This window comes from Pelagibacterium halotolerans B2 (genome assembly GCF_000230555.1).
GTDB classification, from domain to species: Bacteria; Pseudomonadota; Alphaproteobacteria; order Rhizobiales; family Devosiaceae; genus Pelagibacterium; species Pelagibacterium halotolerans.
Genome location: NC_016078.1, coordinates 1,951,377 through 1,975,420 on the forward strand (window position 1 = coordinate 1,951,377; position 24,044 = coordinate 1,975,420).

Sequence of the window (24,044 nt, forward strand, 5' to 3'; positions counted from 1 at the left end):
GTGGAAACGGTTTTGCGGTTCGGACACGCGACAAAACAAAGGTTTAGAGCCGGGGATTTGATTCTATCAAATCCTGAACGGCTCTAAGGCTTACCCAGTGAGCGGTCCCGCAATGATCGAGTTCGAATTCCGACGCCGAGCCGGCCTTTATACGGCCCTGCGTGCTCGAAGCTCCTCCTTGAACAGCTCGAACGCCGTCGTCCCCTTCCGATCGGGGTAATAGAGATGGTAGCCGGCGAACGGCTCGCACCACGGCTCCAGCAGGCGAATGAGCCGGCCATCGGCAATCGGCGCCGCCACCAGATCGTCCAGAATGTAGAGGATGCCGAAGCCCTCGAGGGCGGCGGCCACCAGCAGGTCGCCGTCGTTGAACACCGGCCCGCGGCCTGGCGTGACCGTCACCGCATGGCCGTCGCGCTCGAACGACCACGGAGACAGATCGCCATGCGCGTCGCAGTAGGCAATGCACCGATGCGCCGTGAGGTCGGCGGGCTTTATTGGAGCTGGATGGTCGCGCAGATAGCTGGGAGCGGCCACCACCGCGACGCGAAGCGGGGGCCCTATCGGAAGCGCGATCATGTCCTTTTCCAGCCGCTCGCCCAGCCGAACACCCGCATCGTAGCGGCCCGCAACCACGTCCGTCATCCCATCCTCCACGCACACCTGCACCTCGATGCCGGGGTGGCGGCGCATGAAAGCCGGCAGCATCGGCCACAGCACCGTGTCGGCGGCGTGCTTGCCCGTCGTGATCCGGACGGTACCAATCGCTGCCCCACGCGCCTGGGACAGCGCCTCGATCTCGTCGTCCAGCCCGGCCAGTGCCGGCGACAGGGTGGCGAGCAGGCGTTCGCCGGCAGCGGTCGGGGCGACGCTGCGCGTCGTGCGGGAGAGAAGGCGAAAACCGAGCTGGCCCTCCAGCCGCTTCATGGTTTGACTCAACGCCGACTGCGTGACCCCGAGCCGCCTCGCGGCACGCGTGAAGCTTTGGTCGGAAGCGATCGCTGCGAAAACGGCGAGGTCGCCGAGCTGGTCCGGACGCATTGATGATCCCCGCTACTGGAGCCTATTACTGATTAGGCCATTGTTTTGATCAATTAGCAGAACTAACTAGTCAGGACCAGTGAAAGAAGCGAGGAACAGGCGATGAGCAAGGTTTGGTTGGTGACGGGCGCAAGCCGGGGGCTTGGACGCGAGATCGCGCGCGCGGCGCTCGATGCGGGCGAAACGGTAGTGGCAACGGCGCGGTCCGCCGACGCGGTGCGCGATGCCTTCGCGGGCGAACACCACCGCCTGCACGCCCTCGCGCTCGATATCACCGACGCCCGGGCCGCGACCTCGGTCGCCGCCGAGACCGTCGAGCGGTTCGGTGCGATCGACGTGCTGGTCAACAATGCCGGCTATGCCGAGTTGGGTTTCTTCGAGACCTTCACCGATGCCGCGGTGCGGCGTCAGTTCGAGGTCAACCTGTTCGGTACGATGAATGTCGCGCGCGCGGTCGCCCCCCACATGCGGCAGCGTCGCTCTGGCCTCATCGTCACCATCTCGTCGGTCAGCGGGCTGGTCTCCAACGGCGGGGGCGCGGTCTACTCCGCGTCGAAATTTGCCGTCGAAGGATGGATGGAGGGCTTTGCCCAGGAGCTGGCACCGATGGGCGTCCGCTCTCTCCTGGTCGAGCCGGGGATGCTGCGCACTGAGTTCATGGACCGCAAGTCGGCGCGCTTCGGCAGCATCGACATTCCAGACTATGCAGAGGCGATCGCGCAGTATCGCGCGTTCGTGGACGGGGCGAACGGCAACCAGCCGGGCGATCCGAAGCTGCTCGCCGCACGGATCGTGGCTCTTGCTTCACAGGGCGAGGTACCGTCACGGCTCGTATTCGGCGACGACGCCAGGCAGTGGGCCGGTGCCAAGGTCGACCAATTGCGGCAGGAGATCACCCGGTCAGCCGAGCGCGGATGATACGACAGACCGAATCCGGTGGTGATTGCTCGGTCCGCGGCAGTGACCCTCGCGCCGCCCAACCGAAGCTCCGACAGAACGGTCGGGGCCGGACCGAAAAGAGCCGGTTCCGGGCACGGCGCCGGGCGCGACGATGGAGGATTGCCACTGCATTCTCCCACCATCGCCCCGGCTCCGATCGGGCACTCCAATCGGTAGCATCGGTTCAAAACCCGCGCCTTACCCCTTGATCGGAATCCAGATTTCCAGCCCGCCATGCCCGGTCCTGGGGTCGAACTTTTCGTCGTAAAGCTCGAACATCGGTGCATCGCCGTCGGGGGTATCGGCGCTGGCGGGCATATACCGGCTCCAGATGGCATTCATCGTGTGCCGCAATTCCGAAATATGCCTCTTGTGCGCAAAGGCGAGGTAGGATCGGGCGGCCAGCTTGATGACGTCAAGTTCGGCGGGCACATCACCGGGCTGCTCGACGGCAACACCGCAGGTATAGCGAAAAGTCCCCTCGGCCTCGTCGAACCCGTCGCACACGCCATACCAGAGGCCCTTGCGCTCCCCCAGCGTGCCCTCGAAGGGTTGGAACTCCACCCATTGCGCGGGAATGCCGCCCACCTCGCGATATTTGTACCGCCGGCTCAACCCGACGATGGTCAGCGGTCCGCTCCGCTCGCGCCGCGGTTCTTCCAGTTCGATTATCGTTTCGTTTGCTCTGTCCATTCTGATGGGCTCCACAAGCAGGGTTTGATCCACCGCGCCTCCATCCCGCACCGTCTCGGGCGTTACGCCGAACCGGTCGCGAAAGGCACGGGTAAAGGCTTCGTGGGACCCGTATCCCGCTTCGAGCGCCACATCGAGTATGCTGGGCGCACCCGCCGCGAGTTGCCTTGCCGCTTCGGTCAACCGCCGGCCCCGCAGATAGTCGATGACCGGATATCCGGTTGCCGCTGCAAAGCCGCGGCACATATGAAACCGCGACACTCCGCAGGCTGCGGCGATTTCATCGAGCCCAACCCCTTTGCGGAAATTGCTCTCGATATACCAGATCACCTTGCCCACGAACCGCACGGACATATCCCTTGATGCCTTTACCGCCCCACCATTGCGCCAACCGCCAGCCCCCGGCTTGACCGCGCTTGCGCTTTTCGCCCGGGCGGTCGAAATACCTGTAGCGCCCGCCTCCCCTTCGCTTTCCCGGCGAAAGCCGGGATCCATGGGCGCCGCCGGAAACACCGGCCCTTCGGTTCGTGCTGCGGCGATCGGGCGGGATGGCAAGGCAACCGTTCCGGCCGCACCCTCGCAAACCTAAAGCCCGATGCCGCCGACCGGCTCGGTCTCAAACCTGTTGTCGAACCCCGCGATCAACGGTCGCGCCTGGGCGATGGCATCCTGCACCGCCGTCAGTTCCAGCGATGCCTTGTGGCTTTCGGGACTATCCCACACTTCGGTTACCCAGATTCCGTCCGGGTGCTCCTTGCACCGCGCAACGATATAAATATGGCACCCCGGCATGCGCCCGCCGGCGCTTTCCTTGAGAATGGCCATCAACTCCTCGCGCCGCCCCTCCGTCGCGATCATCCGTCCGATCAATCCATACATCTTTCCTCCAGTCCCCGGCACGGGCGAACGCGTGCCTCACCTCGCCGGGGGAACAACACTCGCCTACCCTGCCGCGAATGGCAAATTTTCACGGGTTTCCAATATTTTCCAATTTAGAACAAACATGGAACGAAATTTCACTCAAGTCCATAGCTTTTACGGCCAATGTTGACTTATCGGTGTGCCCGTTTCACAACCCGCGCCAGTCCAGCGAAAGTGACGCCAATGCCCCAGGATCAGATCTCCACCCCGCTCACAAAGGACCAGGCCTATGCCCTTGTCGACGCCGTGATGGACCGCGACGATCTGGCCCTCACCGCCTCGGCCCACGAGAACGAGGACACCGGCGAATGGGTATTCCAGGCCACCTGTGACAGCCCGCCAGATATCACCGCTTTCGAGGCTCTTGCCCGCGAAATTCTCGGCGGAGATGTCGGCTTTGCCATTGATCCTATTGATGAAAATGCCGATTGGGTGTCACGCTCGCTCGAGGGCCTAAAACCCGTGACAGCCGGCGGATTCTACGTCTATGGCAGCCATGAGACGGACGCCCTGCCGCGCGGCCTGATCCCCATCCGCATCGACGCCGCCCAGGCCTTCGGCACCGGCCACCACGAAACCACAACCGGCTGTCTCGAAGCCATCGAGCGCGTCCTCAAGCGCAAGAAACCCATGCGCCCCATAGACGTCGGCACCGGCACCGGCATCCTCGCCATCGCCGTCGCCAAACGCCGCAAACTCCCCGTCATCGCCTCCGACATAGACCCCCTCGCCGTCCGCATCACCCAGGAAAACGCCCGCTCGAACGGCGTCGGCCACATGATCGTCCCCGTCGATGCCGCAGGTCTCGATCACACGACGATCCGGGGCAACGCACCCTACGATCTCATAATCGCCAATATCCTGGCCGGTCCACTGGTTGAACTTTCCCCCGATATCGGCCGCATCGCCGACCGCGGCGCCGCCATCATCCTCTCGGGCCTGCTCAACACCCAGGCGCAGCGCGTCATCGCCGCCTATAACCGCCAGGGCATGGTGCTCAAGGATCGTATCGTCCGCAAGGACTGGACGAGCCTGATCCTTGAAAAAGCATAACAAAAAGCCCCGGCGGCTGGCGGGCCGTAGGGGCTCATGCTTACGGTAGTGCTGAGGGGCAAATCAGCCCCATGCGACTCTATTCGGCCGCGCCCTTCTTGGACGTGCCGAAGTCACACCCGTAAATCCGCGTATAGCGATCGACCTGACGAGCCGCTTCACGGCTGCGGGCTTCGATCATGGCATCCAGTGCCTTGCGGAAGAAGCTCTTGTCTTCAACCATGTCATCTCTCCTTGCTTGGCAAATTCGGGTAACCTTTGCCTTCGAGACAATAGATAGAGCCATTCGCTTCTGTTAGTTAGACCTCAAAGCGAAACCCAGCCATGCCGGAAGCGCATGGACGGTTAACGAGAAAGTCCATCATGCAAGACTACGCCGCCATCCCGGACGCGAAATTTCAGACCTTCGACGAAAAATCGAACCCCGCCCAGGTCGCCCCGCGCCTTTCCGCCCTCAGGACCACCTTCGCAGACCTCGAGATCGACGGATTTCTGATCCCGCGCACCGATGTTCACCAGGGCGAATATGTCCCCGATTGCGACGCGCGCCTTGCATACCTCACCGGGTTCACAGGCTCGGCGGGCATGGCCGTGGTGACGAACGATCTCGCAGCCCTGTTCGTGGACAGCCGCTATACGCTTCAGGCCCCCGCCCAGACCGACACCGCGCTGGTTTCCATCCACGACACGACGACGACCAATCCCGGGGACTGGATGGCCGAAAACCTTCCCTCAGGCTCCCGTATCGGGTTCGACCCCTGGCTGCACACGCCGGGCCGCCTGGCATCGATCAGAGGGCCATTGGAAAAGGCGGGCATTGAGCTTGTACCCGTCGCCAATCCCATCGATGCGATTTGGACAGACCGGCCAGCGCCCCCGCAGGGACCGATTGACGTGCTCGGCCACAACCGCACCGGCAAGCCCACCGCCGAAAAGCTCGCCGAACTGCGCGCAACGATGGTCAAGGAGGACGCGGCAGCCGTCGTTCTCACCTTGCCGGAATCGCTGTGCTGGCTGTTCAACATCCGTGGCCGCGACGTTCCCCACAATCCGTTCGTTCTCGGTTTTGCCATAGTCCCCGCTGAAGGAAGGCCGACCCTGTTTCTCGCCGACAACAAGCTCACCGACGAGAACCGCTCCGCCCTGTCCGATATCGCCGAACTTATGAGCAAGGACGGATTTGAAGCCACACTTGCCGATCTGGCTAAACAGGGCCGCGCCGTCTGGTTTGATCCGGAAACCGCGCCGGTCCAGGTCAAATCGGTGCTTTCGAACGGCGCGCGCCTGATCGAAAAGCGCGATCCCGTGCTGTTGCCCAAGGCCAAAAAGAACGATGTCGAACTGGCAGGCATGCGCGAAGCCCATAAGCTCGACGGTATCGCCTTCGCCAAATTTCTCGCCTGGTTCGATGAGGCAGCGCCCCATGGCGGGCTGACGGAAATCGACATCGTCAAGATGCTCGAAGCCTATCGGCGCGAGGAGCGGACCGCTGTCGATGTGAGTTTTGAAACCATCTCGGGCTCAGGCCCCAATGGTGCCATCGTCCATTACCGCGTGTCGGAAAAAACCAACCGCACCCTCAATCCCGGGGAATTGATGCTCGTCGATTCCGGCGCTCAATATCTCTCGGGCACCACCGACATCACCCGCACAATGGCCACCGGCCCGGTCACCACGCAGCAAAAGGACCATTTTACGAGGGTCCTCAAGGGCATGATCGCCATCTCGCGCGCCCGGTTCCCCAAAGGCACCAACGGCGCGCAGATCGATATTCTCGCCCGCCAGTTTCTCTGGCAGGTGGGCCTCACCTTCAACCATGGCACAGGCCACGGCGTCGGCGCGTTCCTCTCGGTCCATGAAGGCCCGGCGGGGATTTCCCCGCGCTACACAGTGCCCTTCGAGCCCGGCATGATCCTCTCCAACGAGCCCGGCTATTATCTTGAGGGCCAGTACGGCATCCGCATCGAGAATCTCATCATCGTGCAGGAAAGCGAAATTGCCCCCGGTTATCTCGACTTTGAGACCTTGACGCTGGCACCCATCGACAGGCGCCTTGTCGCTGTCGACATGCTCGAAACCGCCGAACGTGACTGGCTCAATGCCTATCACGCCCGCGTCGCCCGCGAAATCGGTCCGCATCTCGACGATAGCGCACGGCGCTGGCTGGAGCAGGCCACCGCACCGCTTTAGCAAGACTGCCCGGCGCCCCGATCACATCGTCGGCCCCGGCGGCATTGTATTGCGCCCGTCAAGCCGCGCTATTTCGAGCGCATAGACGTCGACGCCCACGAGGCACCGCGCGTTGACCGATATTCTGTCGCGATAGCCGGTCCGGAAGACCGCAGTGCCGCAAGTCGGGCAAAAATGGTGCCCGCCATCCGCGTCGCGCCACAGATAGACCGAGAGCCGGCGCTTTTGCGTCACGAGCCGCACCGTTTCCACCGGCACCTTCCAGTGAATGAACCCCGATCGCGCGCAGGTCGAACAATTGCATTCCTCGAGCCGCCCCAATTCATGGGACACTTCAAGTTCGATTTCGCCGCAATGGCAGGAAAGCTTGTGGGTCTCCGCCATGTCCCGGTGCTCCTCTTATCGCGCTAATTGAACCAGGCCGCGTAATTCCAGATCGAACCACCGAACACCCCATTGGCCGCGGCAAAGGACTCCGCATCCGCGACATCGCCCTCCTTGAGATAGGGCAAGGCATCAAGGCCGGTAAACAGCAGCACCGCATCGGTCCGCTCGGCATTCTCGAACCACGCGGCAAGATCGAAACCGAGACCGCCATAGCGCCAGTGTGGCAAAAGCAGCTCGCCCCGCAATATGGCTTCGGAAACGTCCAGCGTCTCGCGCCACGCCTCGACCATCTCCTTGGTCACGGCCATCTCGGGCGCCAGCGGCGTCTGGTAGGGCGAGGGAATGAATTCGAGATGATCGTCGGTTTCGGCAAGGATTGAATTCCAGTTGCGCCGCGAAAGATCGAGCACGCTGAAAAGTCTGTCCCTTGCGCCAATCAGTCGGTCCCGATCGATGATGGGCCAGTTGATCGTGTGGATCATGGCGATCGCATCGGCCAGCAATGCATCGCTGTCGCTGTCCATGAACAACTGCCCGGCGTTGGGATAGGTCTCCATCGGCAACCCGGCCCCAGGGAACAGCCGGTGTAGCGCCGCGTTGAAGAAATTCTCAAAATCATGGGCCAAAAGAAAATCCGACTGGGTCGCCAGAACCTGCGAATACCCCGCCAGCCAGATGGCATCGGATCCATCGAAAGCGAAGCTGGTGGCCGGCAGCCCCAGTTCAGGCGCCATTCCCGATCCCATATCGAGCCGCTGTCCGGCGCCGGCCGCCATCGCCAGGAAAGCGCCCACCGATTCCGCCTCACCCACCTCCCCGTCACCATCGATATCGATGCGGATTCGCGTGACGTCGATTTCGACGGAAAAATCGCCTTCCGCCGCGGTCAGCAACAAGGGTATGGCCGTATCCAGATCATCGGAAAACGCTTCGAGATAGCTCCGCAAGCCTTCATAGGTCAGCGGTTCGGGCGTCCTTTCCTCTCCCTCTGTCCCCATCATCCCGAAAAAAGGGCTCACCGCTATCCCCCGCTCCGGGTCGAATCCGTGCGCATAAAGCGGCTGCACAAGATTTTCGATGCTCGAAAACAATGTGAGAGCACCAACACCGAATGCCGCTTCCGCGTCATCATCGGCCAGCGCTTCCATCGCCACCAGCCCCTCGGCAAGCCTGCCGGAATAGAGATGATCGCGCAAAACATCGGCCGGCCTCTCCTGCGCGGCGGCACCGGTGATCGCGCCGAAAAACATAATGATTGCCAGCCAGACCTTGCCCATCATGCCTGCCCTGTCCTCTCGAACCACTCATCTTCCGAGATAACCTCGACCCCCAGGCTCTCTGCCTGCTTGAGCTTGCTGCCCGCGCCCGGCCCGGCCACCACGAGATCGGTCTTGGCCGAAACCGAACCTGAAACCTTGGCGCCCAGCCGCTCGGCCATCGCCTTGGCTTCGGTCCGCGACATGCGCTCTAAACTGCCGGTAAACACGACCGTCTTGCCTGCCACCGCGCTATCAGCGGAAATGCTGACAACATAGTCTTTCGGCTTCACCTCGGCGAGCAGCGCGTCGATGGCCTTCTCGTTGCGCTCATTGGCAAAAAAGCCCGTGACCGATTGCACGACGGTGTCGCCGACACCATCGATCCCCAGCAACGTGTTATAGGCTTCCGCATCGCCCTTTCCGGCCCGGAAAGCCATTTCCCGAAATGCTTCGAAGTTCGAGAACGTCTTGGCAAAAAGCGCCGCTGTGGACTCACCCACATGGCGGATGCCGAGCGCGAAAATGAACCGGTCCAGTTCCGGCTCACGCCGCGCGTCGATGGCCGCAAAAAGCTTTTTGGCGGAGGTCTCGCCCCACCCCTCCTGATCCTTGAGCTTTTTCAAGCTCCTTGTGTCCTCTTCGGCCAGCCTGAAGATATCGGCCGGCTCCCTGATCCGCCCTTCCGCGTGGAAGGCGGCGATCTGCTTATCCCCCAACCCGTCGATGTCCAGCGCATTGCGGGAAACGAAATGCTTCAAATTCTCGACCGCCTGCGCGGGACAGATCAGCTCCCCCGTACACCGCCGCCGCGCATCGAGCTTTCCGGTTTTCGGATTGACCTCGCGCACCGCCTCCGACCCGCATTCGGGACAGACATGGGGAAACTCGAACGGCTTGGATTGGGCTGGCCGCTTGTCGGGCACCACAGCGACGATCTGCGGGATCACGTCCCCGGCCCTCTGCACGATAACCGTGTCGCCCTCGCGGATATCGTACCCCTCGCGAATCTCGGCCCCGAAGCTGTCGCGTCCCGCGATATAATCCTCATTGTGCAGCGTCGCGTTTTCCACCACCACGCCGCCCACCGTCACCGGCTGCAGCCGAGCGACAGGCGTCAGCGTACCCGTCCGCCCCACCTGAATATCGATCTTGTGCAGTATTGTCGTCGCCTGCTCGGCGGGAAATTTGTGCGCGATCGCCCAGCGCGGCGCCCGCGCCACGAACCCCCAGCGCTGCTGCAGATCGAGCCTGTCGAGCTTGTACACAACCCCGTCGATGTCATAGCCCAGCGTCGCGCGCTGTTCTTCGATGGACCGGTAATGACCGAGCAGGTCTTCAACGCTTGTGGTGCGGATCATCAGTGGATTGATGACAAAGCCCCACTCGCCCAGCCTTTGCACCGCCTCATACTGCGTATCGGCAATCGGCGCGCTGACCTGTCCCCAGGCATAGGCGAAAAACTTCAAGTTCCGTTTGGCGGTAACCGAAGGGTCCTTCTGACGCAGCGACCCCGCCGCCGTGTTGCGCGGATTGACATAATCCTGCCCGCCCTCTTCCGCAGAGCGTTTCTTGAGCGCCGCGAAATCGGCATGGGTCATGTAAACTTCGCCGCGCACCTCGAGCACGTCGGGCCACCCCGCGCCCGAAAGCTTTTTGGGAACGTCGGCTATGGTCTTGAGGTTTTCGGTGATGTCCTCGCCCTCGGTCCCATCCCCTCTTGTCGCGCCGCGCACGAAAATCCCGTTTTCATAACGAAGCGAGGCCGACAGCCCGTCAATCTTGGGCTCCGCCGTAAACGCCAGTTCCAGATTTTTGTCGCGCTCGAAAAATTTCCGCCCGCGCTGAACAAAATCGGCGACATCCGCATCGTCGAATGCATTGCCCAGCGACAGCATCGGCACCGCATGCCGCACCTTGGCAAATCCGTCGACCGGCGCCGCGCCCACGCGCTCCGACAAGGAATCGGCGCGCCGCAATTCGGGAAACCGCGTTTCGATTTCCATATAGCGCCGCCGCGCGGCATCATACTCGGCGTCAGAAATATCGGGCGCATCGTCCTGATAATAGGCTCTGTCGGCCTTTTCGATCAGCCGGTGCAGGCGGTCGAGTTCACTCTTTGCGTCTTCCAGCGACAGCTCGTCCACCGGCAAATCGATACTCACGACACCACTCTCCTAAACGCCAACTTCGCGCATGAGCCGCTGCGCTGCCGCACGAGCTTCCTCGGTAATCGTCGCCCCGGCCAGCATGCGTGCCACCTCTTCGCCCCGTGTCTCGATATCGAGCGGCCGCACATGAGTGCGCATGAACGCGCCTTCCTCTATGGCCTGCTTTTCGATCAGCAGATGGGTCTGCGAGCGCGCTGCGACCTGAGGCGCATGGGTAACGGTCAGCACCTGCACCGATTGCGCCAGCCGCGCCAGCCGCTTGCCGATCGCATCGGCGACGGCCCCGCCCACACCGGTATCGATCTCGTCGAAAATCAGCACCGGCACCGAGCCCTTGTCCGCCAGGACCACTTTGAGCGCCAGAAGGAACCGCGACAGCTCGCCCCCCGATGCCACCTTCATCATCGGCCCCGGCGTCGTGCCCGGATTGGTCTGCACGTGAAATGCGATCTGGTCGATCCCGTGCGGTGAAATCCGCTCTTTATCAACCTGCCGATCCACGATGAACTTTGCCGCCCCCAATTTGAGGTCGGGCAACTCTGCCTCGACGGCCTTGCTCAGCCCGCTGGCCGCTTTTTCGCGGGCCTTGGAGAGCTTTGCCGCCGCCTCACGATACTCCGCACCGGCGTCCCTCAGTTCGGCCTCCAGCACCACAAGCGTTTCTGCACCGGTTTCGAGCGCTTCAATGTCGCCAGCATATTTCGCCAGCACCTCGGACAAGGCGTCAGCGTCGACCTGATGCTTGCGCGCCGCCGCCCGCAGTGCGAACAGCCTCTCCTCGACCTGCTCGAGTTCGCGCGGGTCGAACGCCATCTCCCGCCGGATCGCATCAAGCGCCTCGCTCGCCGCATCGAGTGCGACAAGCGCCTGATCGACGGCATCGGCCATGGGCGCAAACAGCGCCGCCTCGGCCTCCGATTTCCGCGTTAGTCGTCGCAACAGCATGGCCAGCGTTGGCCCGGGCGCGTTGGTGCCGTTGAGAATTTCGTCGGCGTCATTGACCTCGCCCGCCGCCTTTTCAAGCCCCATGAGCCATTGCCGGCGCTCCGAAAGCGTGACTTCCTCGCCGACTTCGGGCTTGAGGGCCGACAATTCCTCGACCACGTGCCGCGCATATTCTTCCTCGCGCGCTGCCTGCTCCACCCGCGCCCGCTGCACGTCGACGGCCTTCTGGGCCGCCACCAGCCGCCCGTGCGCGGCCGACACGGCCGCCAGATCGGCCTCATAATCACCGAAACTGTCGAGCAGCACCCGGTGGGTTGCAGCATCCACAAGCGCCCGGTCATCGTGCTGGCCATGGATTTCCACCAACAGCCCGCCAATCGATTTCAGAAGCCCCGCCGAAACCGGCTGATCGTTGACAAAAGCTCGCGTGCGTCCGTCCGCGTGCTGGACGCGCCGCAGGATGATCTCTGCATCGTCCTCGATCTCGTTTTCGCGCAGCAGAACCCGCGCCGGATGGCTTTCGGGTAGGGCGAGCACCGCCACGACCTGCCCGCTATCGGCTCCCTTGCGCACCAGCGCGGCATCCCCTCGTCCGCCCAGCGCCAGTGTCAGCGCATCGAGAAGGATCGATTTGCCCGCACCCGTTTCGCCGGTCAGGACAGTCATTCCCGTCTCGAACGCCAGGTCGAGTTGATCGATCAGAACGATATTGCGGACCGAAAGCGTGTTCAGCATCGCTCCCGCTTCTCCCGTTCGTTGTTGGCTCTGACTTGTACCCCGCAAGGCGCCCCCGCTGCAAACCTCGAACGCGAGATTCACACCGCTGAGAATGCGAACATTACAGGAACAAATTGCAACCGACAAGCGCCTGCAAAAATGCCCCGGCCGGTGGCCGGGGCATCGTCAAACCTTGCATTGGGCCGGGACCTATTGGTCCGCCATCCAGTTGCCCGTCATCATTTGTGGCGAGAGGCCCTGGTTCTGCAGCAGATTAAAGCCCCGCTGATACCATTCGGAATTTGGATAATTGGTGCCCAGCACCGCCGTGGCGGTCTGTGCCTCACCCACAAGGCCGAGCGTGAGATAGGCCTCTGTGAGCCGGAACAGCGCTTCTTCGACATGGGTCGAGGTCTGGTGATCTTCGACCACGACACGGAAGCGGTTGATTGCCGCCGTATATTGCCCATTGCCCAGATAGTAGCGGCCGACGCTCATTTCCTTGCCGGCAACCTGATCGCGGGCGATCAGCAACATCTGGCGCGATTCCTGGGCATAGCGGGAATCGGGATAATTCGACTGCAACTGGGTGAACGTCTCGATCGTGTCCTGCGCCAATTCCTGATCGCGCGTGATATCGGTGATCTGCTCGAAATTGGCGCTGCCTTTGAGGAAAAGGATATAGGGCACTTCCGAGGAGCGCGGATAGAGCGCCAGGAACTGATCGGCTTGCCTTACGGTCTCCGCATAGCGGGCGAGGCGGAAATTGGCAAAGACCTGCATCACCTTGGCGCGTTCGTTGACGTCCGAGAACGGGTTCTGCCGCTCAAGCGTTTCCAGATCCTCGATGGCCGCTATGTAGCGGTTGTTTTCCATATTGGTGACAGCACTTGCATAAAGCTGGTCGGCGGGCACCAAGGGCTCTTCGTCCGCGGTACGGGAAAAGATCGACATGGGCGAGCAGGCGGCAAGCACCCCAACGAGGGCCATGGCCACGGCCATCTTCCAAATCCTTGGCGCCTTGCTTGGTCTGGCTATGATATTCACGAAAAACTCCGTCCTCATGGCCCGGGGCAGAAACCGTGACCCGCGCGTGCCCACAACCCGCTAGCGGGCAATCTGTTCAAAACTGTGACGGGGTTATCGCCTATTCAACCGATGGAACGCAAGTAGGGCTCGACAGACAGCCTGTCGGGAAGGTCGCCCAGCGCTTCCATTTCGAGCGGCAGCGCGTCTGCCTCGAGAATTTCGTAATTGGCCTCGCTGGCGAAAAGCGATTTGAGCACAAGCGCATTGAGCCCGTGCCCGCCCTTGTAGGACTTGAACCGCCCATAAATCGGCAGTCCGGCCAGCGCCAGATCCCCCACCGCGTCGAGCAGCTTGTGGCGGACGAACTCGTCCTCGAACCGCAACCCGTCGGGGTTGACGATCTTTTCTTCCTCGATGGCAATTGAATTTTCGAGGCTCGACCCGAGGGCATAACCGGCCTGACGCAACACCTTGGCCTGCGCGACGAACCCGAAGGTACGGGCCGGCGCCACCTCGATGGCGAATTTGCGCGGCGACCAGTCAAAGATCATACGTTCGCGGCCGATCACCTTGGAGTTGAAATCGATCTCAACGTCGAAGGCGCGCCCGTTATAGGCTTCGAGCATCGCAAAGGCATCGTTGTCGCGCACCGTTACCGAGCGCAGGATGCGAATGAACTTCTTACGCTGCGGCTGGATCGAAATACCCGCATCGAGCACCGCATCCACGAACGGCTCGGCACTGCCGTCGATGATGGGGCATTCCTCACCCCACACAACGATCTCGGCGTTGTCGATGCCCAGCCCGTTCAGCGCGGCCAGCACGTGCTCGACGGTCGCCACGCTGATCGAATTGCCCAGGTCGATAACCGTGCACAACGAGGTCCGGCTGACCCGCGAATGATCGATCTTGACGCTTGCTGACTGCGTACCGTCATCGAGCATGCGAGTGAGCGTATAGCCCGTGTCGGCGGCAGCCGGATTGATGACAAGGCGCGACGGCTTGCCATTATGCACGCCGATTCCAGCAAATTCCGCAGGACGCGTCAGCGTGCATTGGCGCACGGTGTTGTTTTTCATTGGTACTCCGGGCCCTTTTGTTGGCGAATGGCCCAATCGCCCTAATAACGAAGATCGGCCTGACACGAAACCCGTGTCAGGCCGATTTAAAGCCTAAATGGCAATTTTGGATTAACCGTGGCGCTTGAGAAACGCCGGGATTTCAAGTTGTTCCTTCTGCGGCGCACGGGCCGGAGCACGTCCATGTGCGTCGAGTTGCCCCACCGCGCCTTCCGCCTGTGGCCGCGGAGCGGCCGGACGGGACGGAGCGGCCTCGATGGCGCTGCGGGCAGCGGCATCGTCGAACTGGGGCTGCACGCGTTCACCATTGGTATGCTGTTCAGCCTCACCGCCCAGGCTCAGCCCGACATTGGAAGCCAGGCGGCGGAACAGGGCACGCGCATTGCGCGGCTCTTCGCTCCTCGGCTGTTCCATCTGCTGACGCCCCACCGGCGGCATGTCTTCGGCACGCGGGATACGGCGTTGCAATTGCGGGCGTTCGGCGCCCGAAGGCACGTACGGCTTGGGCATTGCCGCCTCTGGCGCGCGCTGGGCTTCCTCCACCGGCTGGCGCACGGGCGCAGCAGGGGTGTAGGGCTCGATCGTAACGCCATTATCCTCGGCCTGCCGGGCCGCGGTTGCCGCTGCCGCAGCAGCCGAATTTCCATCCTTGATCGCCTGGGCAACCGCAGCTTCGAACTGATCGTCGCTCATGTGGGCGCTGGCCTGGGCCGGTGCAGCGGGCTGCTCGGACCGCGGAACCGGGGCCGATGCGGGAGCGGCGACGGCCTCAGGAACCCGTTTGGCCTGTAGCGGCTGGCGGTTGGCATTGGGCTTTACCGGGTCGAGCGCCTGAACCATCAGAGCATCGGTGCCGGTCGCAACGACCGAAACGCGGACCTTGCCCTGCAGCGACTCGTCGAAGGTCGCACCCAGAATGATATTGGCATCGGAATCCACTTCCTCGCGGATACGCGAAGCGGCTTCATCGACCTCGTAGAGCGTCATGTCCTTGCCGCCGGTGATCGAGATCAAAAGCCCGCGCGCGCCCTGCATGGAAACATCGTCGAGCAGCGGATTGGCGATGGCAGCTTCGGCGGCGTGACGCGCACGATCTTCGCCCTCGGCCTCGCCCGTCCCCATCATTGCCTTGCCCATGCCGCGCATCACGGCGCGCACGTCGGCGAAGTCGAGGTTGATGAGCCCTTCCTTGACCATCAGGTCGGTGATGCAGGCAACGCCCGAGAACAGCACCTCATCGGCCATCGCGAAAGCGTCGGCAAACGTGGTCTTCTCATTGGCCACCCGGAACAGGTTCTGGTTCGGAATGACGATCAGCGTATCGACGTGACGATGGAGTTCATCGATCCCCTCGTCGGCCAGTTTCATGCGACGATTGCCTTCGAACTGGAACGGCTTGGTGACCACACCGACGGTCAGGATGCCCTGCTCGCGCGCCGCACGCGCCACGACCGGCGCCGCGCCCGTTCCCGTCCCGCCGCCCATGCCGGCGGTAATGAACACCATATGCGAGCCCGAAAGGTGATCGTTGAGCTCGTCGAAACTTTCTTCAGCCGCCGCGCGCCCCACTTCGGGGTGCGAACCGGCGCCAAGGCCCTCGGTCACGCCGACGCCCAGTTGAATGACGCGTTGCGCTCGGGACAGAGCCAGCGCCTGCGCGTCTGTATTGGCCACAACGAACTCGACACCCTCGAGGCCCGAGTTAATCATGTTGTTGACCGCGTTGCCGCCCGCACCACCGACGCCAAAGACGGTGATTCGCGGCTTAAGTTCTTGGATTCCCGGAATCTGTAGGTTGATTGTCATCTCTGGCCTCATAGTGGCTGTATGGCAAAGATGTAGCGCTCAATTCGTTAACCGGGCCCTAACAAAGCTACCGATTTCGTTAACCAATCTGCAAAATGCGAGACTTGACAGCCACAAAGTCACCGCATGTTAAGCATGATTTGCCCCGCCCCCGAAAGCACCCGCTTGACTCTGCTGCTTGCTCGTATATAACCATACAAGAATATAACATATTGGTTTTAAATGGAGCAGGAACAATGTCCAAAATCACTCCCAGCCTTTGGTTCGACAACAACCTCGAACAGGCGATGGAATTTTACGCCTCGGTCTTCCCCGACACCAAAATCCATGGCACCACGCGCTACACCGAAGGTGGCATGGGCGAGCCGGGTACGGTCATGACCGGCGATTTCGAAATTCTCGGCCAACGTTTCAACGCCATAAACGGCGGGCCGCACTTCAAATTCTCCGAGGCCATATCCTTCATCATCGACTGCGCCGATCAGGCCGAGGTCGATTATTACTGGGACAAGCTCACCCAGGGCGAGGGCGCCGAAAGCCAGTGCGGCTGGGTCAAGGACAAGTTTGGCGTCTCCTGGCAGATCGTGCCCAAGGCCCTCTACCGCACGGTCACAGGCAAGGACCCCGAAGGCGCAATGCGCGCCACCCAGGCCATGCTCAAGATGAAAAAGCTCATCGTCGCCGACCTCGAGGCGGCCTACGAGGGCCGATAGGGATCTATTGCGGAATGCACAGCGGTCGTCCATGCAACGGATCGGTGATGATCGCGGTTTTGACCCCGAACACCTCCTCGATGGTGTCCGGGGTCATCAGGTCTTCAGGCGCTCCACGCGCGACCACTTTTCCATCCTTGAGAAACACGAGGACATCGGCGTGCCGCGCGGCCAGGTTGAGATCGTGCAGCACCAGCACCACGGTACGCCCGTAATCGTTCTTGAGCGCTCCCACCAGGTTCAGGCACTCGATCTGGTGCGCCATATCGAGGTGATTGACCGGCTCGTCGAGACAGATGATATCGGTCTCCTGGGCAAGCACCATGGCAATCCACACCCGCTGCAACTGTCCGCCGGAAAGCGATCCGATACGCCGGTGGCGCAGATGCAGCACGCCGGTGCCGTCCATGGCCCTGTCCATGGCCTCGGTATCGTGCGGGTTCCAGGGCTGGAGCATGGATTGATGCGGATAGCGGCCCAGCCGCACCAGATCCTCGACAGTCATTTCCTCGGGCGCCGAGGGGCTCTGGGCCAGAAGGCCGATCTGGCGGGCCAGGGCCTTGTGCCCGATCTTGGCGACGTCGATATCCTCGACAAGGATCCGCCCGGCCACCGGCCGGTGCAATCGCCTTATCGCGCGCAGAAGTGTCGATTTTCCGCATCCGTTGGGTCCGGCCAGCACCGTCACCTGTCCCGGCGCGACCCGAAGGCTCAGCGCGTCGAGAACCATCGCCTGCCCGTAGCCCAGCGTCAGATCCTCGACGCTGATCCGGACCCTGACTGTATCATCCATCGCTCGATCGCCTCCGCATGAGCAGGAACAGGAAATAGGGCGTCCCGATCACCGCCGTCACCGTGCCCGCCGGAACCTCGAGCGGTGCAAACAGCACGCGCACGATGATGTCGGCACCCACCAGCATCATGGCGCCCAGAAGGAAACTTCCTGCCACCACAACATAGACGTTGCGGCCCAGAAGCAGGCGCGCCAGATGCGGCGCCATGAGCCCCACGAACCCGACGCCCCCGACAAAGGCAACCGCCGTTGCCGTGATCAGCGCCGCCAGTCCGAAGATGATGACCCGGAACACCGGCGTATTCAGCCCTACGCTTTGCGAAGAGGTCTCGTCGAGATCGGCGGGGGGCAGATGGCGCAGCGCGATGAGCGTCAGGATAAGCAGCGGAACAAGCGCCAGAACCGTGATCTGGATTTCGCCCCAACTCGCCTCGTTGACGGCCCCGGCGATCCAGCGCGTCGCCTGCGCCGTGCGATAGATCGGCCCCACGATCATGGCGATCGTGGTGATAGCCTTGGCAACGGCCGCCACTGCGATGCCGAACAACAGCAGCCGTATCGCCGAAACCGCCTGCCGCCCGGCCAGGACGAACACTGTGGCAATGGCCAGAACCGCGCCGATGGCCGAGGCCAAAGGCTGATGGACGATGGGCACGACAAGAATATTGCTCTCGTTGGAAAACAGCATCAGGAAGGCGACCACGCCAAGTGCCGCGCCATCGATCACCCCGAGCACGCTTGGCGAAGCCAATTCGTTGCGGGTCACCCGTTGCAGCAGAAACCCGGCCACCGCAATGGCACCCCCCGCCAGGATGGCTAGCGCCACGCGCGGCATGCGCAGATTGAAGACGATGATCGACTGTGTGCGCTCGCCCAATCCCGCCAATGTCCGGGCGACGTCGGCAATCGGAATCCAGGTCGACCCCAGCGCCACGCCCAGGAGCACGACGACGGCAAAGCCTAGGGCCAGCAGCCCGAGTACAAGCCCGGTTCGCGCCGATCGATGCGATGCGGCAATGGTGCTCATGCGGCCCTCCGCTTGAGCAGTCCGAGCAGCACCACGCCGCCAACCGCCGCCGTCACCGCCCCCACCGGCGCTTCCGCCGGATAAATAACGTAACGCACGGCAATATCGGCCACCGTCACATAGATCGCACCCAACAGGGCGGCGGCCGCGATCTGGTGCCTGTGGCGCAGCCCCGCCAGGGCGCGCGCCGCATGCGGAATGACCAGCCCCACGAACCCGACCGGCCCCGCCATCGTGATGGCGCTTCCCGTCAGCAGTGCAATGGCGATAAAGCTCGCGCCGCGCACCAGGCCCAGCGGCACGCCCAGCCCGCTCGCCGTGGCATCATCGGCTTGTAGCGCGTCCAGTGACGGCGCAAGCGACCAGCCCAACGCCGCACCGATCACGAGCATGACCCCACCATTCACCGCCAGCGAAATCGGCCGGTCGACGATTGCTCCCGATAGCCAGAACAGCAATTGCTCGAGCGCCGCTTCATTGGATGTCAGGATGATCTCGACAAGTGCATGCCCCAGCCCGGCCATGGTCACGCCCACCAGCACGATCCTGAGCGGCGATAGCCCCCCTGCTCCCGCGGCGATGCCGAACACCAGCAGGCTGGTCAACAATGCCCCCACCGCCGCGGCCAGCGACAACCCGGCCAGCGAGGATACCCCCAGCCAGAAACTCGCCACCACCACGGCGAGCGATGCGCCGGCATTGAGCCCCAGCGTATCGGGCGAAGCGATACGATTGCGCGCCAATGTCTGGATGATGACACCCGCCACCCCCAGCCCGGCCCCCGTCAACGGCGCGATGATTGCACGCGGAAGGCGCAGGTTGACGATCACCACCGAGGTTTCGCTGCCATCGAACGCCACAAATGCTCGCCAGACCTGGCTGGGCGAATAGATCTTGAGACCCAGCATGACGCTGCAGGCCATCGCAATCGCCAGCGCCATAGCGAGGCTGCCATACAGCACGACGCCGCGCGACGATCGCGATGCTATGGCCCCAGGCGAGGCCGCTAAGGTGTGCACCTGCGGCACCTCATAACTTGATGTTGACAGTCAATTTAATTTCTGACCATTTGCCCAAAATCATTTTATGACGACATTTGTCAAGTTACCAAGGAGGTATTCATGTTGCCGCTGCACAAATTGCTGGCCGGACTGGCACTCGCCGGCGCCGTCGCACTCTCGGGCGCGGCCCAGGGCCGCGAAATCACCCACGCCATGGGAACCACCGAAGTACCCGACGCACCCGAGCGCGTCATTATCCTGACCAATGAAGGCACCGAGGCCCTGCTCGCGCTGGGCGTAACCCCGGTCGGCGCTGTCCGCTCCTGGCTCGGTGACCCGTGGTACGATCACATTGCCGGCCAGATGGAAGGTGTCGAGGTCGTAGGAGAGGAATCGGCCGTCAATCTCGAACTGATCGCCGCCCTCGAACCCGATCTGATCCTGGGCAACATGACCCGTCAGGAAGGGGTTTACGAACAGCTTTCAGCAATTGCTCCGACAGTGATGTCCGAACGCCTGCGCGGCGATTGGCGCATCAACTACAATCTCTACGCCGAAGCCCTCGGCCTCGCCGACGAGGGCGCCGAACTCCTCGCCGCCTATGACGCCCGCGTCGCGGACCTTTCAGAAAAGCTCGGCGAAAACCTTGAGGAAGAAATCTCGGTGGTCCGTTTCGGCTCGGGCATGTCGCGGATCTATTTCCACGACAGCTTCTCGGGCCTGACACTGCGCCAGCTCGGTTTCCCACGCCCCGCCGCCCAGGACCGCGAAGAGTTCGCCGAACAGATCACCAAGGAGCGCATTCCCGAAGCTGAGGGCGACCGGCTGTTCTACTTCATCTACGAGACCGGCGATGGCGAAGGCGACGCCCAGGCGCAAGACTGGACCAGCGACCCGCTCTGGCAGAATCTCGAAGTCGTCAAGGCCGGCAAGGCTCATCAGGTGTCCGACGCCATCTGGAACACCGCCGGCGGCATCCTCGCCGCCAACCTGCTGCTCGACGATATCGCTGAGATCTACGGCATTGCCGAATAACGACATTTTGCCCGCTCGGACCAATCCGGGCGGGCAAACACCTCTTACATGAAGCCCGATTTGAGCCAGCTTCCCACTTTGGCGAAATACCCGTCCGATCCGGTCAGCTTGCGCGTCGGGCGCGGCTGGACATATTCGGCCCCGCACACCTGCGGATAAACCAGCATCCCCGCCACCGTCGCAAACGCGGCGCCTTTGGCGCGATCGGGCAGACCCGAAACCCCCAGCGGGCGTCCATTACGCACATTGCGCGCCAGCATGCGCCGGGCCAGTTCGGGCAACCCGGTCAGGTCCGACGCGCCGCCGGTCAGAACAAACCGGCGTCCCGAAATATCCATCATCCCCGTCGCCTGCATCCGGTCAAGGATCGCCTCGAGAATTTCCTCGACGCGCGGCCGGATCACCCGCGTGAGCATTTCGCGGGATATCGAATTGGGCGATTCATGGGAATTGGCCCCGATCGGCATGACCGTGATCACGTCGGTTTCGTCGGTCTGCCCCTGCAGGCACGACCCGTAAAGCGTCTTCAGCCGCTCCGCATCGGCCACGCTCACCGAAAGCTGCCGCGCGATATCGAGCGTGATGTGGTGCCCACCGATAGCCAATGCATCGGCATAGACAAGGTGCCCCTCGTTGAAGACCGAAACAGTCGTCGTCGCACCGCCCATGTCGATACAGGCAACCCCCAGATCGGCTTCGTCGTCGACCAAAGTTGCCAGCCCCGAAGCATAGGGCGTCGCCATCAGCGCCTCGACCTCAAGGTGACATTTGTTGAGCGCCAGCTCGATATTGCGCATGGCCAGCGTCTCGGCGGAGATCACAGCAACATCGACCCCCAACGTCTCGCCCACCATGCCGCGCGGATCGCGCACGCCCTTCTGCCCGTCCAGCGCGTAGCCGATAGGCAGCGCATGGATGATCGAGCGCTCGTCGCGCACGCTGCGGTCGTTGACGGCAATCAGCACCCGCGAAATATCGCTCGGCTCGACCTCATGGCCGTCCAGCGACACGCTTGCCGAAAAGGTTTCCGAGCCCAGCCGCCCGGCGGTGACATTCACCACAACCGACTGCACCGTGATGCCCGCGGCGCGCTCCGCCATGCCCACGACCGAACGGATCGCCTGTTCGGCCTTGTCCAGATCGGTCACCACCCCACTCTTGACCCCGGCGGAAGGCCCATAGCCAAATCCGATGATCTCGGCCATATGCGTGCGCCCGCGCAACGCCCTGCCCTCGCGCGGCACCAGCCGCGCAATCACGCAGCAGATCTTGGTCGAACCGATATCGAGCACGGTCACCAGCGAAGACCGGCCCGGCTGCACCGGCTTCAAGCGCGCTGTCATCGCAGAGGTCATCATTGGTCGTCTTCTTCTTCGCGAACGGTGGGCCGTACGGCCACATATTGCGCAACGCGCATGTCGATCAGATCGAGATCGCGTTGCAGAACCTGATGGTCGAGCTGGTAGTCGTTGAGCCGGCCCAGCGCGTCGACAACGCCCGTTTCGGGCAGTTGCACGCGCAGGCCGGAATAAAAGATCAGATCCCAGCGCCGGTCGGCCACACGATTGATCGCGGCCAGATCGAAGGTCAGATCGGGATAGCGGTTGATGAGGTTGATCATCGCCATGGCATTGTCCCCGGCACCCTCACCGATCACCAGCGGCAGATCGCCATTCTCGATACTGGCCGGCGCAATGGGCGCGCCCGAAGCATCGATCAGCATGGTCGCCCCGTCGATCCGCCAGCGCGCCATGGGCGTCTTTTCGGTAATCGAAACCAACAGGCTGTCGGGATAGACCTTGCGGATCGTCGCCGAAGCGATCGAAGGGATTTCCTCGACCCGCAACCGCGCTTCGGCAATATCGAAGCCAAGGCTGGTCGACCCGCCCTCGATCCCCAGCGCACGCGCCACATCGGCCTCTCGCGTCAGCGAAAGCCCGTTGATCTCGATCTTCTCGATCCCGAACCCGGCGTCGGCCATGTGCCCTGTCAGCACGCTGCCGACCACGCCAAGACCTTCAGACACTTCGTCACGCAGCACATAGCCGCCCACGGCAACGCAAACCACGATAACCAGCGCCACAACCCGCAGCGCCAGCTTCTTGTGCAGCACCCACCAATTGCCCAGCGAAACCAGCATCCCGCCGCGCCGGCGCACCGGCACCAGCATGCCCCGTCCGCCAACAAGGGCCGGCGAACGGTCGCGCGTTAAGGGAGAAAGGCTCGGGACCACCCGCAGGGCAGGACGCTCGATGCGTGGCGCGGGTGGCGCGAGAGGGCTGGAAGCGGGCTCAACCCCGATGACTTCCTTACGCCTCACCTGTTGCAACTTGCGTCCTCCACCATCCAGCTCACCAGCTCTTCGAACGAATGGCCGGCATGGGCCGCCAACTCTGGGACCAGCGAGGTTTTGGTCATTCCCGGCTGGGTATTGATTTCAAGGCACACAAGCTCGCCATCGTCACCGCCGCGCGGGTCGTAGCGGAAGTCGCTCCGCGACACCCCACGGCAACCCAAAGCGGCATGCGCCATCAGCGACATCTTCTGAACTTTTTCGTAAATTTTCGGTGAAACCTGCGCCGGCAACTCGTGCCGCGACCCGCCGCTCACATATTTTGCCTCGTAATTGTAGAAGGCAAGGTCCGTCACGATCTCGATCACCCCCAGCGCCACATCGCCCATCACCGCGCAGGTCAGCTCGCGCCCGGGAATGAACCGCTCAACCATCAGCTCTTCATCGCCGTCCCAATCGGTGCGCAGGATTTCCTGCGGCGGATGCTCCTGGCCCTCCTTGACGATGAAAACATTGACGCTCGAACCGTCATTGTACGGTTTGACCACATAGGGCGGAGCCATCACATGGCTCCTGGCGATGGCGTCGCGCGTTGCGATCACGTGATCGGTCACCGGCACCCCCGCCGATTTGAACATCACCTTGGCCTGATGCTTGTCCATGGCCACCGAAGAGGCCAGAACGCCCGAATGGGTGTAGGGAATGCCAAGGATTTCCAGCAGTCCCTGGATGGTCCCATCCTCACCGAACCGTCCATGCAGCGCATTGAAAACCACGTCGGGCTTCAGCTCGCCCAGCACCGAGGCGATATCGCGCTTGACGTCAATTTCGGTGACCTCATACCCGGCATTGCGCAACGCCTGTGCGCATTCGCCACCCGAGCTCAGCGACACCTCACGCTCGTGCGACCATCCGCCCTTGAGCACTGCAACATGTTTGGCCATTGGTTCGCCCA

At 62.5% G+C, this 24,044-nt stretch carries 22 protein-coding genes; 5 read left to right on the forward strand and 17 right to left on the reverse strand.

All coding sequences use genetic code 11. The features are described 5' to 3' along the window. Positions 1–147 precede the first annotated feature (147 nt). Positions 148–1,041 (reverse strand): LysR family transcriptional regulator, encoded by an 894-nt coding sequence (locus KKY_RS09580; RefSeq protein ID WP_014131135.1) that lies wholly within the window; start codon positions 1,039–1,041, stop codon positions 148–150. A gap of 102 nt (positions 1,042–1,143) precedes the next feature. Here KKY_RS09580 and KKY_RS09585 point away from each other — a divergent pair, with 102 nt between their 5' ends. After that, on the forward strand, positions 1,144–1,959 hold the full coding sequence (locus KKY_RS09585) for an SDR family NAD(P)-dependent oxidoreductase (protein ID WP_014131136.1): 816 nt from the start codon (positions 1,144–1,146) through the stop codon (positions 1,957–1,959). 219 nt (positions 1,960–2,178) lie between these two features. Here KKY_RS09585 and KKY_RS09590 read toward each other — a convergent pair whose 3' ends face one another. Together KKY_RS09590 and KKY_RS09595 are read right to left on the reverse strand one after the other, a co-directional pair. Then, positions 2,179–3,228: an AraC family transcriptional regulator gene (locus KKY_RS09590; protein WP_014131137.1), complete on the reverse strand. Its 1,050-nt coding sequence runs from the start codon at positions 3,226–3,228 to the stop codon at positions 2,179–2,181. Positions 3,229–3,258: 30 nt separating this feature from the next. Further along, a complete protein-coding gene (locus tag KKY_RS09595; RefSeq protein ID WP_014131138.1) occupies positions 3,259–3,552 on the reverse strand; it encodes a putative quinol monooxygenase in 294 nt (97 codons plus the stop codon). A 225-nt stretch (positions 3,553–3,777) separates the two neighbouring features. On the opposite strand from KKY_RS09595, the gene KKY_RS09600 reads away from it, so the two are divergent. Beyond that, positions 3,778–4,647 carry a 50S ribosomal protein L11 methyltransferase gene (locus KKY_RS09600; RefSeq protein ID WP_014131139.1) on the forward strand — a complete coding sequence of 290 codons (870 nt, stop codon included), beginning with the start codon at positions 3,778–3,780 and terminating at the stop codon, positions 4,645–4,647. A 79-nt stretch (positions 4,648–4,726) separates the two neighbouring features. On the opposite strand, the gene KKY_RS20505 is transcribed toward KKY_RS09600, so the two are convergent. After that, positions 4,727–4,870: a hypothetical protein gene (locus KKY_RS20505; protein ID WP_014131140.1), complete on the reverse strand. Its 144-nt coding sequence runs from the start codon at positions 4,868–4,870 to the stop codon at positions 4,727–4,729. A 140-nt stretch (positions 4,871–5,010) separates the two neighbouring features. Between KKY_RS20505 and KKY_RS09605 the strand changes: the two genes are divergently transcribed. Then, positions 5,011–6,837, forward strand: a complete 1,827-nt coding sequence (locus KKY_RS09605) for an aminopeptidase P family protein (protein WP_014131141.1) — start codon at positions 5,011–5,013, stop codon at positions 6,835–6,837. 21 nt (positions 6,838–6,858) lie between these two features. Here KKY_RS09605 and KKY_RS09610 read toward each other — a convergent pair whose 3' ends face one another. The 7 genes from KKY_RS09610 to ftsZ form a co-directional block, all read right to left on the reverse strand. Further along, entirely contained in the window at positions 6,859–7,221 is a 363-nt protein-coding gene (locus KKY_RS09610; protein ID WP_014131142.1) for a GFA family protein, read from the reverse strand. A gap of 23 nt (positions 7,222–7,244) precedes the next feature. After that, a complete protein-coding gene (locus KKY_RS09615; protein ID WP_014131143.1) occupies positions 7,245–8,504 on the reverse strand; it encodes a hypothetical protein in 1,260 nt (419 codons plus the stop codon). Further along, positions 8,501–10,645 (reverse strand): NAD-dependent DNA ligase LigA, encoded by a 2,145-nt coding sequence (gene ligA, locus KKY_RS09620; protein WP_014131144.1) that lies wholly within the window; start codon positions 10,643–10,645, stop codon positions 8,501–8,503. Before ligA ends, KKY_RS09615 begins: the two co-directional genes overlap by 4 nt. Before the next feature lie 12 nt (positions 10,646–10,657). Further along, a complete protein-coding gene (gene recN / locus KKY_RS09625) occupies positions 10,658–12,331 on the reverse strand; it encodes a DNA repair protein RecN (RefSeq protein ID WP_014131145.1) in 1,674 nt (557 codons plus the stop codon). A gap of 192 nt (positions 12,332–12,523) precedes the next feature. Continuing rightward, positions 12,524–13,315, reverse strand: a complete 792-nt coding sequence (locus tag KKY_RS09630) for an outer membrane protein assembly factor BamD (RefSeq protein WP_014131146.1) — start codon at positions 13,313–13,315, stop codon at positions 12,524–12,526. A 149-nt stretch (positions 13,316–13,464) separates the two neighbouring features. Continuing rightward, positions 13,465–14,421, reverse strand: a complete 957-nt coding sequence (lpxC, locus tag KKY_RS09635) for a UDP-3-O-acyl-N-acetylglucosamine deacetylase (protein WP_014131147.1) — start codon at positions 14,419–14,421, stop codon at positions 13,465–13,467. A 111-nt stretch (positions 14,422–14,532) separates the two neighbouring features. Continuing rightward, the gene (gene ftsZ, locus KKY_RS09640) at positions 14,533–16,227 is read right to left on the reverse strand and encodes a cell division protein FtsZ (RefSeq protein ID WP_014131148.1); all 1,695 of its coding nucleotides are present in this window, start codon (positions 16,225–16,227) and stop codon (positions 14,533–14,535) included. 236 nt (positions 16,228–16,463) lie between these two features. On the opposite strand from ftsZ, the gene KKY_RS09645 reads away from it, so the two are divergent. Beyond that, positions 16,464–16,940, forward strand: a complete 477-nt coding sequence (locus KKY_RS09645; protein ID WP_014131149.1) for a VOC family protein — start codon at positions 16,464–16,466, stop codon at positions 16,938–16,940. Between the two features lie 4 nt (positions 16,941–16,944). On the opposite strand, the gene KKY_RS09650 is transcribed toward KKY_RS09645, so the two are convergent. Genes KKY_RS09650 through KKY_RS09660 form a run of 3 tightly spaced genes read right to left on the reverse strand, consistent with a single transcriptional unit; the run spans position 16,945 to position 19,779 of the window. After that, positions 16,945–17,733, reverse strand: coding sequence for an ABC transporter ATP-binding protein (locus KKY_RS09650; RefSeq protein WP_014131150.1), 789 nt, complete (start codon positions 17,731–17,733; stop codon positions 16,945–16,947). Next, positions 17,726–18,760 carry a FecCD family ABC transporter permease gene (locus KKY_RS09655; protein WP_014131151.1) on the reverse strand — a complete coding sequence of 345 codons (1,035 nt, stop codon included), beginning with the start codon at positions 18,758–18,760 and terminating at the stop codon, positions 17,726–17,728. The genes KKY_RS09650 and KKY_RS09655 overlap by 8 nt, the downstream gene beginning before the upstream one ends. Then, entirely contained in the window at positions 18,757–19,779 is a 1,023-nt protein-coding gene (locus tag KKY_RS09660) for a FecCD family ABC transporter permease (RefSeq protein ID WP_244404055.1), read from the reverse strand. Before KKY_RS09660 ends, KKY_RS09655 begins: the two co-directional genes overlap by 4 nt. A gap of 102 nt (positions 19,780–19,881) precedes the next feature. On the opposite strand from KKY_RS09660, the gene KKY_RS09665 reads away from it, so the two are divergent. Beyond that, positions 19,882–20,796, forward strand: coding sequence for an ABC transporter substrate-binding protein (locus KKY_RS09665; protein WP_014131153.1), 915 nt, complete (start codon positions 19,882–19,884; stop codon positions 20,794–20,796). Positions 20,797–20,840: 44 nt separating this feature from the next. Here the strand turns inward: KKY_RS09665 and ftsA are convergent, their stop codons facing one another. Genes ftsA through KKY_RS09680 form a run of 3 tightly spaced genes read right to left on the reverse strand, consistent with a single transcriptional unit; the run spans position 20,841 to position 24,033 of the window. Continuing rightward, a complete protein-coding gene (gene ftsA / locus KKY_RS09670; RefSeq protein WP_014131154.1) occupies positions 20,841–22,154 on the reverse strand; it encodes a cell division protein FtsA in 1,314 nt (437 codons plus the stop codon). Further along, positions 22,151–23,116 (reverse strand): cell division protein FtsQ/DivIB, encoded by a 966-nt coding sequence (locus KKY_RS09675; RefSeq protein WP_244404075.1) that lies wholly within the window; start codon positions 23,114–23,116, stop codon positions 22,151–22,153. Before KKY_RS09675 ends, ftsA begins: the two co-directional genes overlap by 4 nt. Then, positions 23,113–24,033, reverse strand: coding sequence for a D-alanine--D-alanine ligase (locus KKY_RS09680; RefSeq protein WP_014131156.1), 921 nt, complete (start codon positions 24,031–24,033; stop codon positions 23,113–23,115). The genes KKY_RS09675 and KKY_RS09680 overlap by 4 nt, the downstream gene beginning before the upstream one ends. Positions 24,034–24,044: the final 11 nt, after the last annotated feature.

What these genes read in the sequence shown, in the direction of transcription:
- KKY_RS09580 (WP_014131135.1), bottom strand. Translation starts at nt 1,041, where the DNA reads ATGCGTCCGGACCAGCTCGGCGACCTCGCCGTTTTCGCAGCGATCGCT.
- KKY_RS09585 (WP_014131136.1), top strand. Translation starts at nt 1,144, where the DNA reads ATGAGCAAGGTTTGGTTGGTGACGGGCGCAAGCCGGGGGCTTGGACGC.
- KKY_RS09595 (WP_014131138.1), bottom strand. Translation starts at nt 3,552, where the DNA reads ATGTATGGATTGATCGGACGGATGATCGCGACGGAGGGGCGGCGCGAG.
- KKY_RS09600 (WP_014131139.1), top strand. Translation starts at nt 3,778, where the DNA reads ATGCCCCAGGATCAGATCTCCACCCCGCTCACAAAGGACCAGGCCTAT.
- KKY_RS20505 (WP_014131140.1), bottom strand. Translation starts at nt 4,870, where the DNA reads ATGGTTGAAGACAAGAGCTTCTTCCGCAAGGCACTGGATGCCATGATC.
- KKY_RS09605 (WP_014131141.1), top strand. Translation starts at nt 5,011, where the DNA reads ATGCAAGACTACGCCGCCATCCCGGACGCGAAATTTCAGACCTTCGAC.
- KKY_RS09610 (WP_014131142.1), bottom strand. Translation starts at nt 7,221, where the DNA reads ATGGCGGAGACCCACAAGCTTTCCTGCCATTGCGGCGAAATCGAACTT.
- KKY_RS09615 (WP_014131143.1), bottom strand. Translation starts at nt 8,504, where the DNA reads ATGATGGGCAAGGTCTGGCTGGCAATCATTATGTTTTTCGGCGCGATC.
- recN (WP_014131145.1), bottom strand. Translation starts at nt 12,331, where the DNA reads ATGCTGAACACGCTTTCGGTCCGCAATATCGTTCTGATCGATCAACTC.
- KKY_RS09630 (WP_014131146.1), bottom strand. Translation starts at nt 13,315, where the DNA reads ATGGCCGTGGCCATGGCCCTCGTTGGGGTGCTTGCCGCCTGCTCGCCC.
- lpxC (WP_014131147.1), bottom strand. Translation starts at nt 14,421, where the DNA reads ATGAAAAACAACACCGTGCGCCAATGCACGCTGACGCGTCCTGCGGAA.
- ftsZ (WP_014131148.1), bottom strand. Translation starts at nt 16,227, where the DNA reads ATGACAATCAACCTACAGATTCCGGGAATCCAAGAACTTAAGCCGCGA.
- KKY_RS09645 (WP_014131149.1), top strand. Translation starts at nt 16,464, where the DNA reads ATGTCCAAAATCACTCCCAGCCTTTGGTTCGACAACAACCTCGAACAG.
- KKY_RS09650 (WP_014131150.1), bottom strand. Translation starts at nt 17,733, where the DNA reads ATGGATGATACAGTCAGGGTCCGGATCAGCGTCGAGGATCTGACGCTG.
- KKY_RS09655 (WP_014131151.1), bottom strand. Translation starts at nt 18,760, where the DNA reads ATGAGCACCATTGCCGCATCGCATCGATCGGCGCGAACCGGGCTTGTA.
- KKY_RS09665 (WP_014131153.1), top strand. Translation starts at nt 19,882, where the DNA reads ATGTTGCCGCTGCACAAATTGCTGGCCGGACTGGCACTCGCCGGCGCC.
- ftsA (WP_014131154.1), bottom strand. Translation starts at nt 22,154, where the DNA reads ATGATGACCTCTGCGATGACAGCGCGCTTGAAGCCGGTGCAGCCGGGC.
- KKY_RS09680 (WP_014131156.1), bottom strand. Translation starts at nt 24,033, where the DNA reads ATGGCCAAACATGTTGCAGTGCTCAAGGGCGGATGGTCGCACGAGCGT.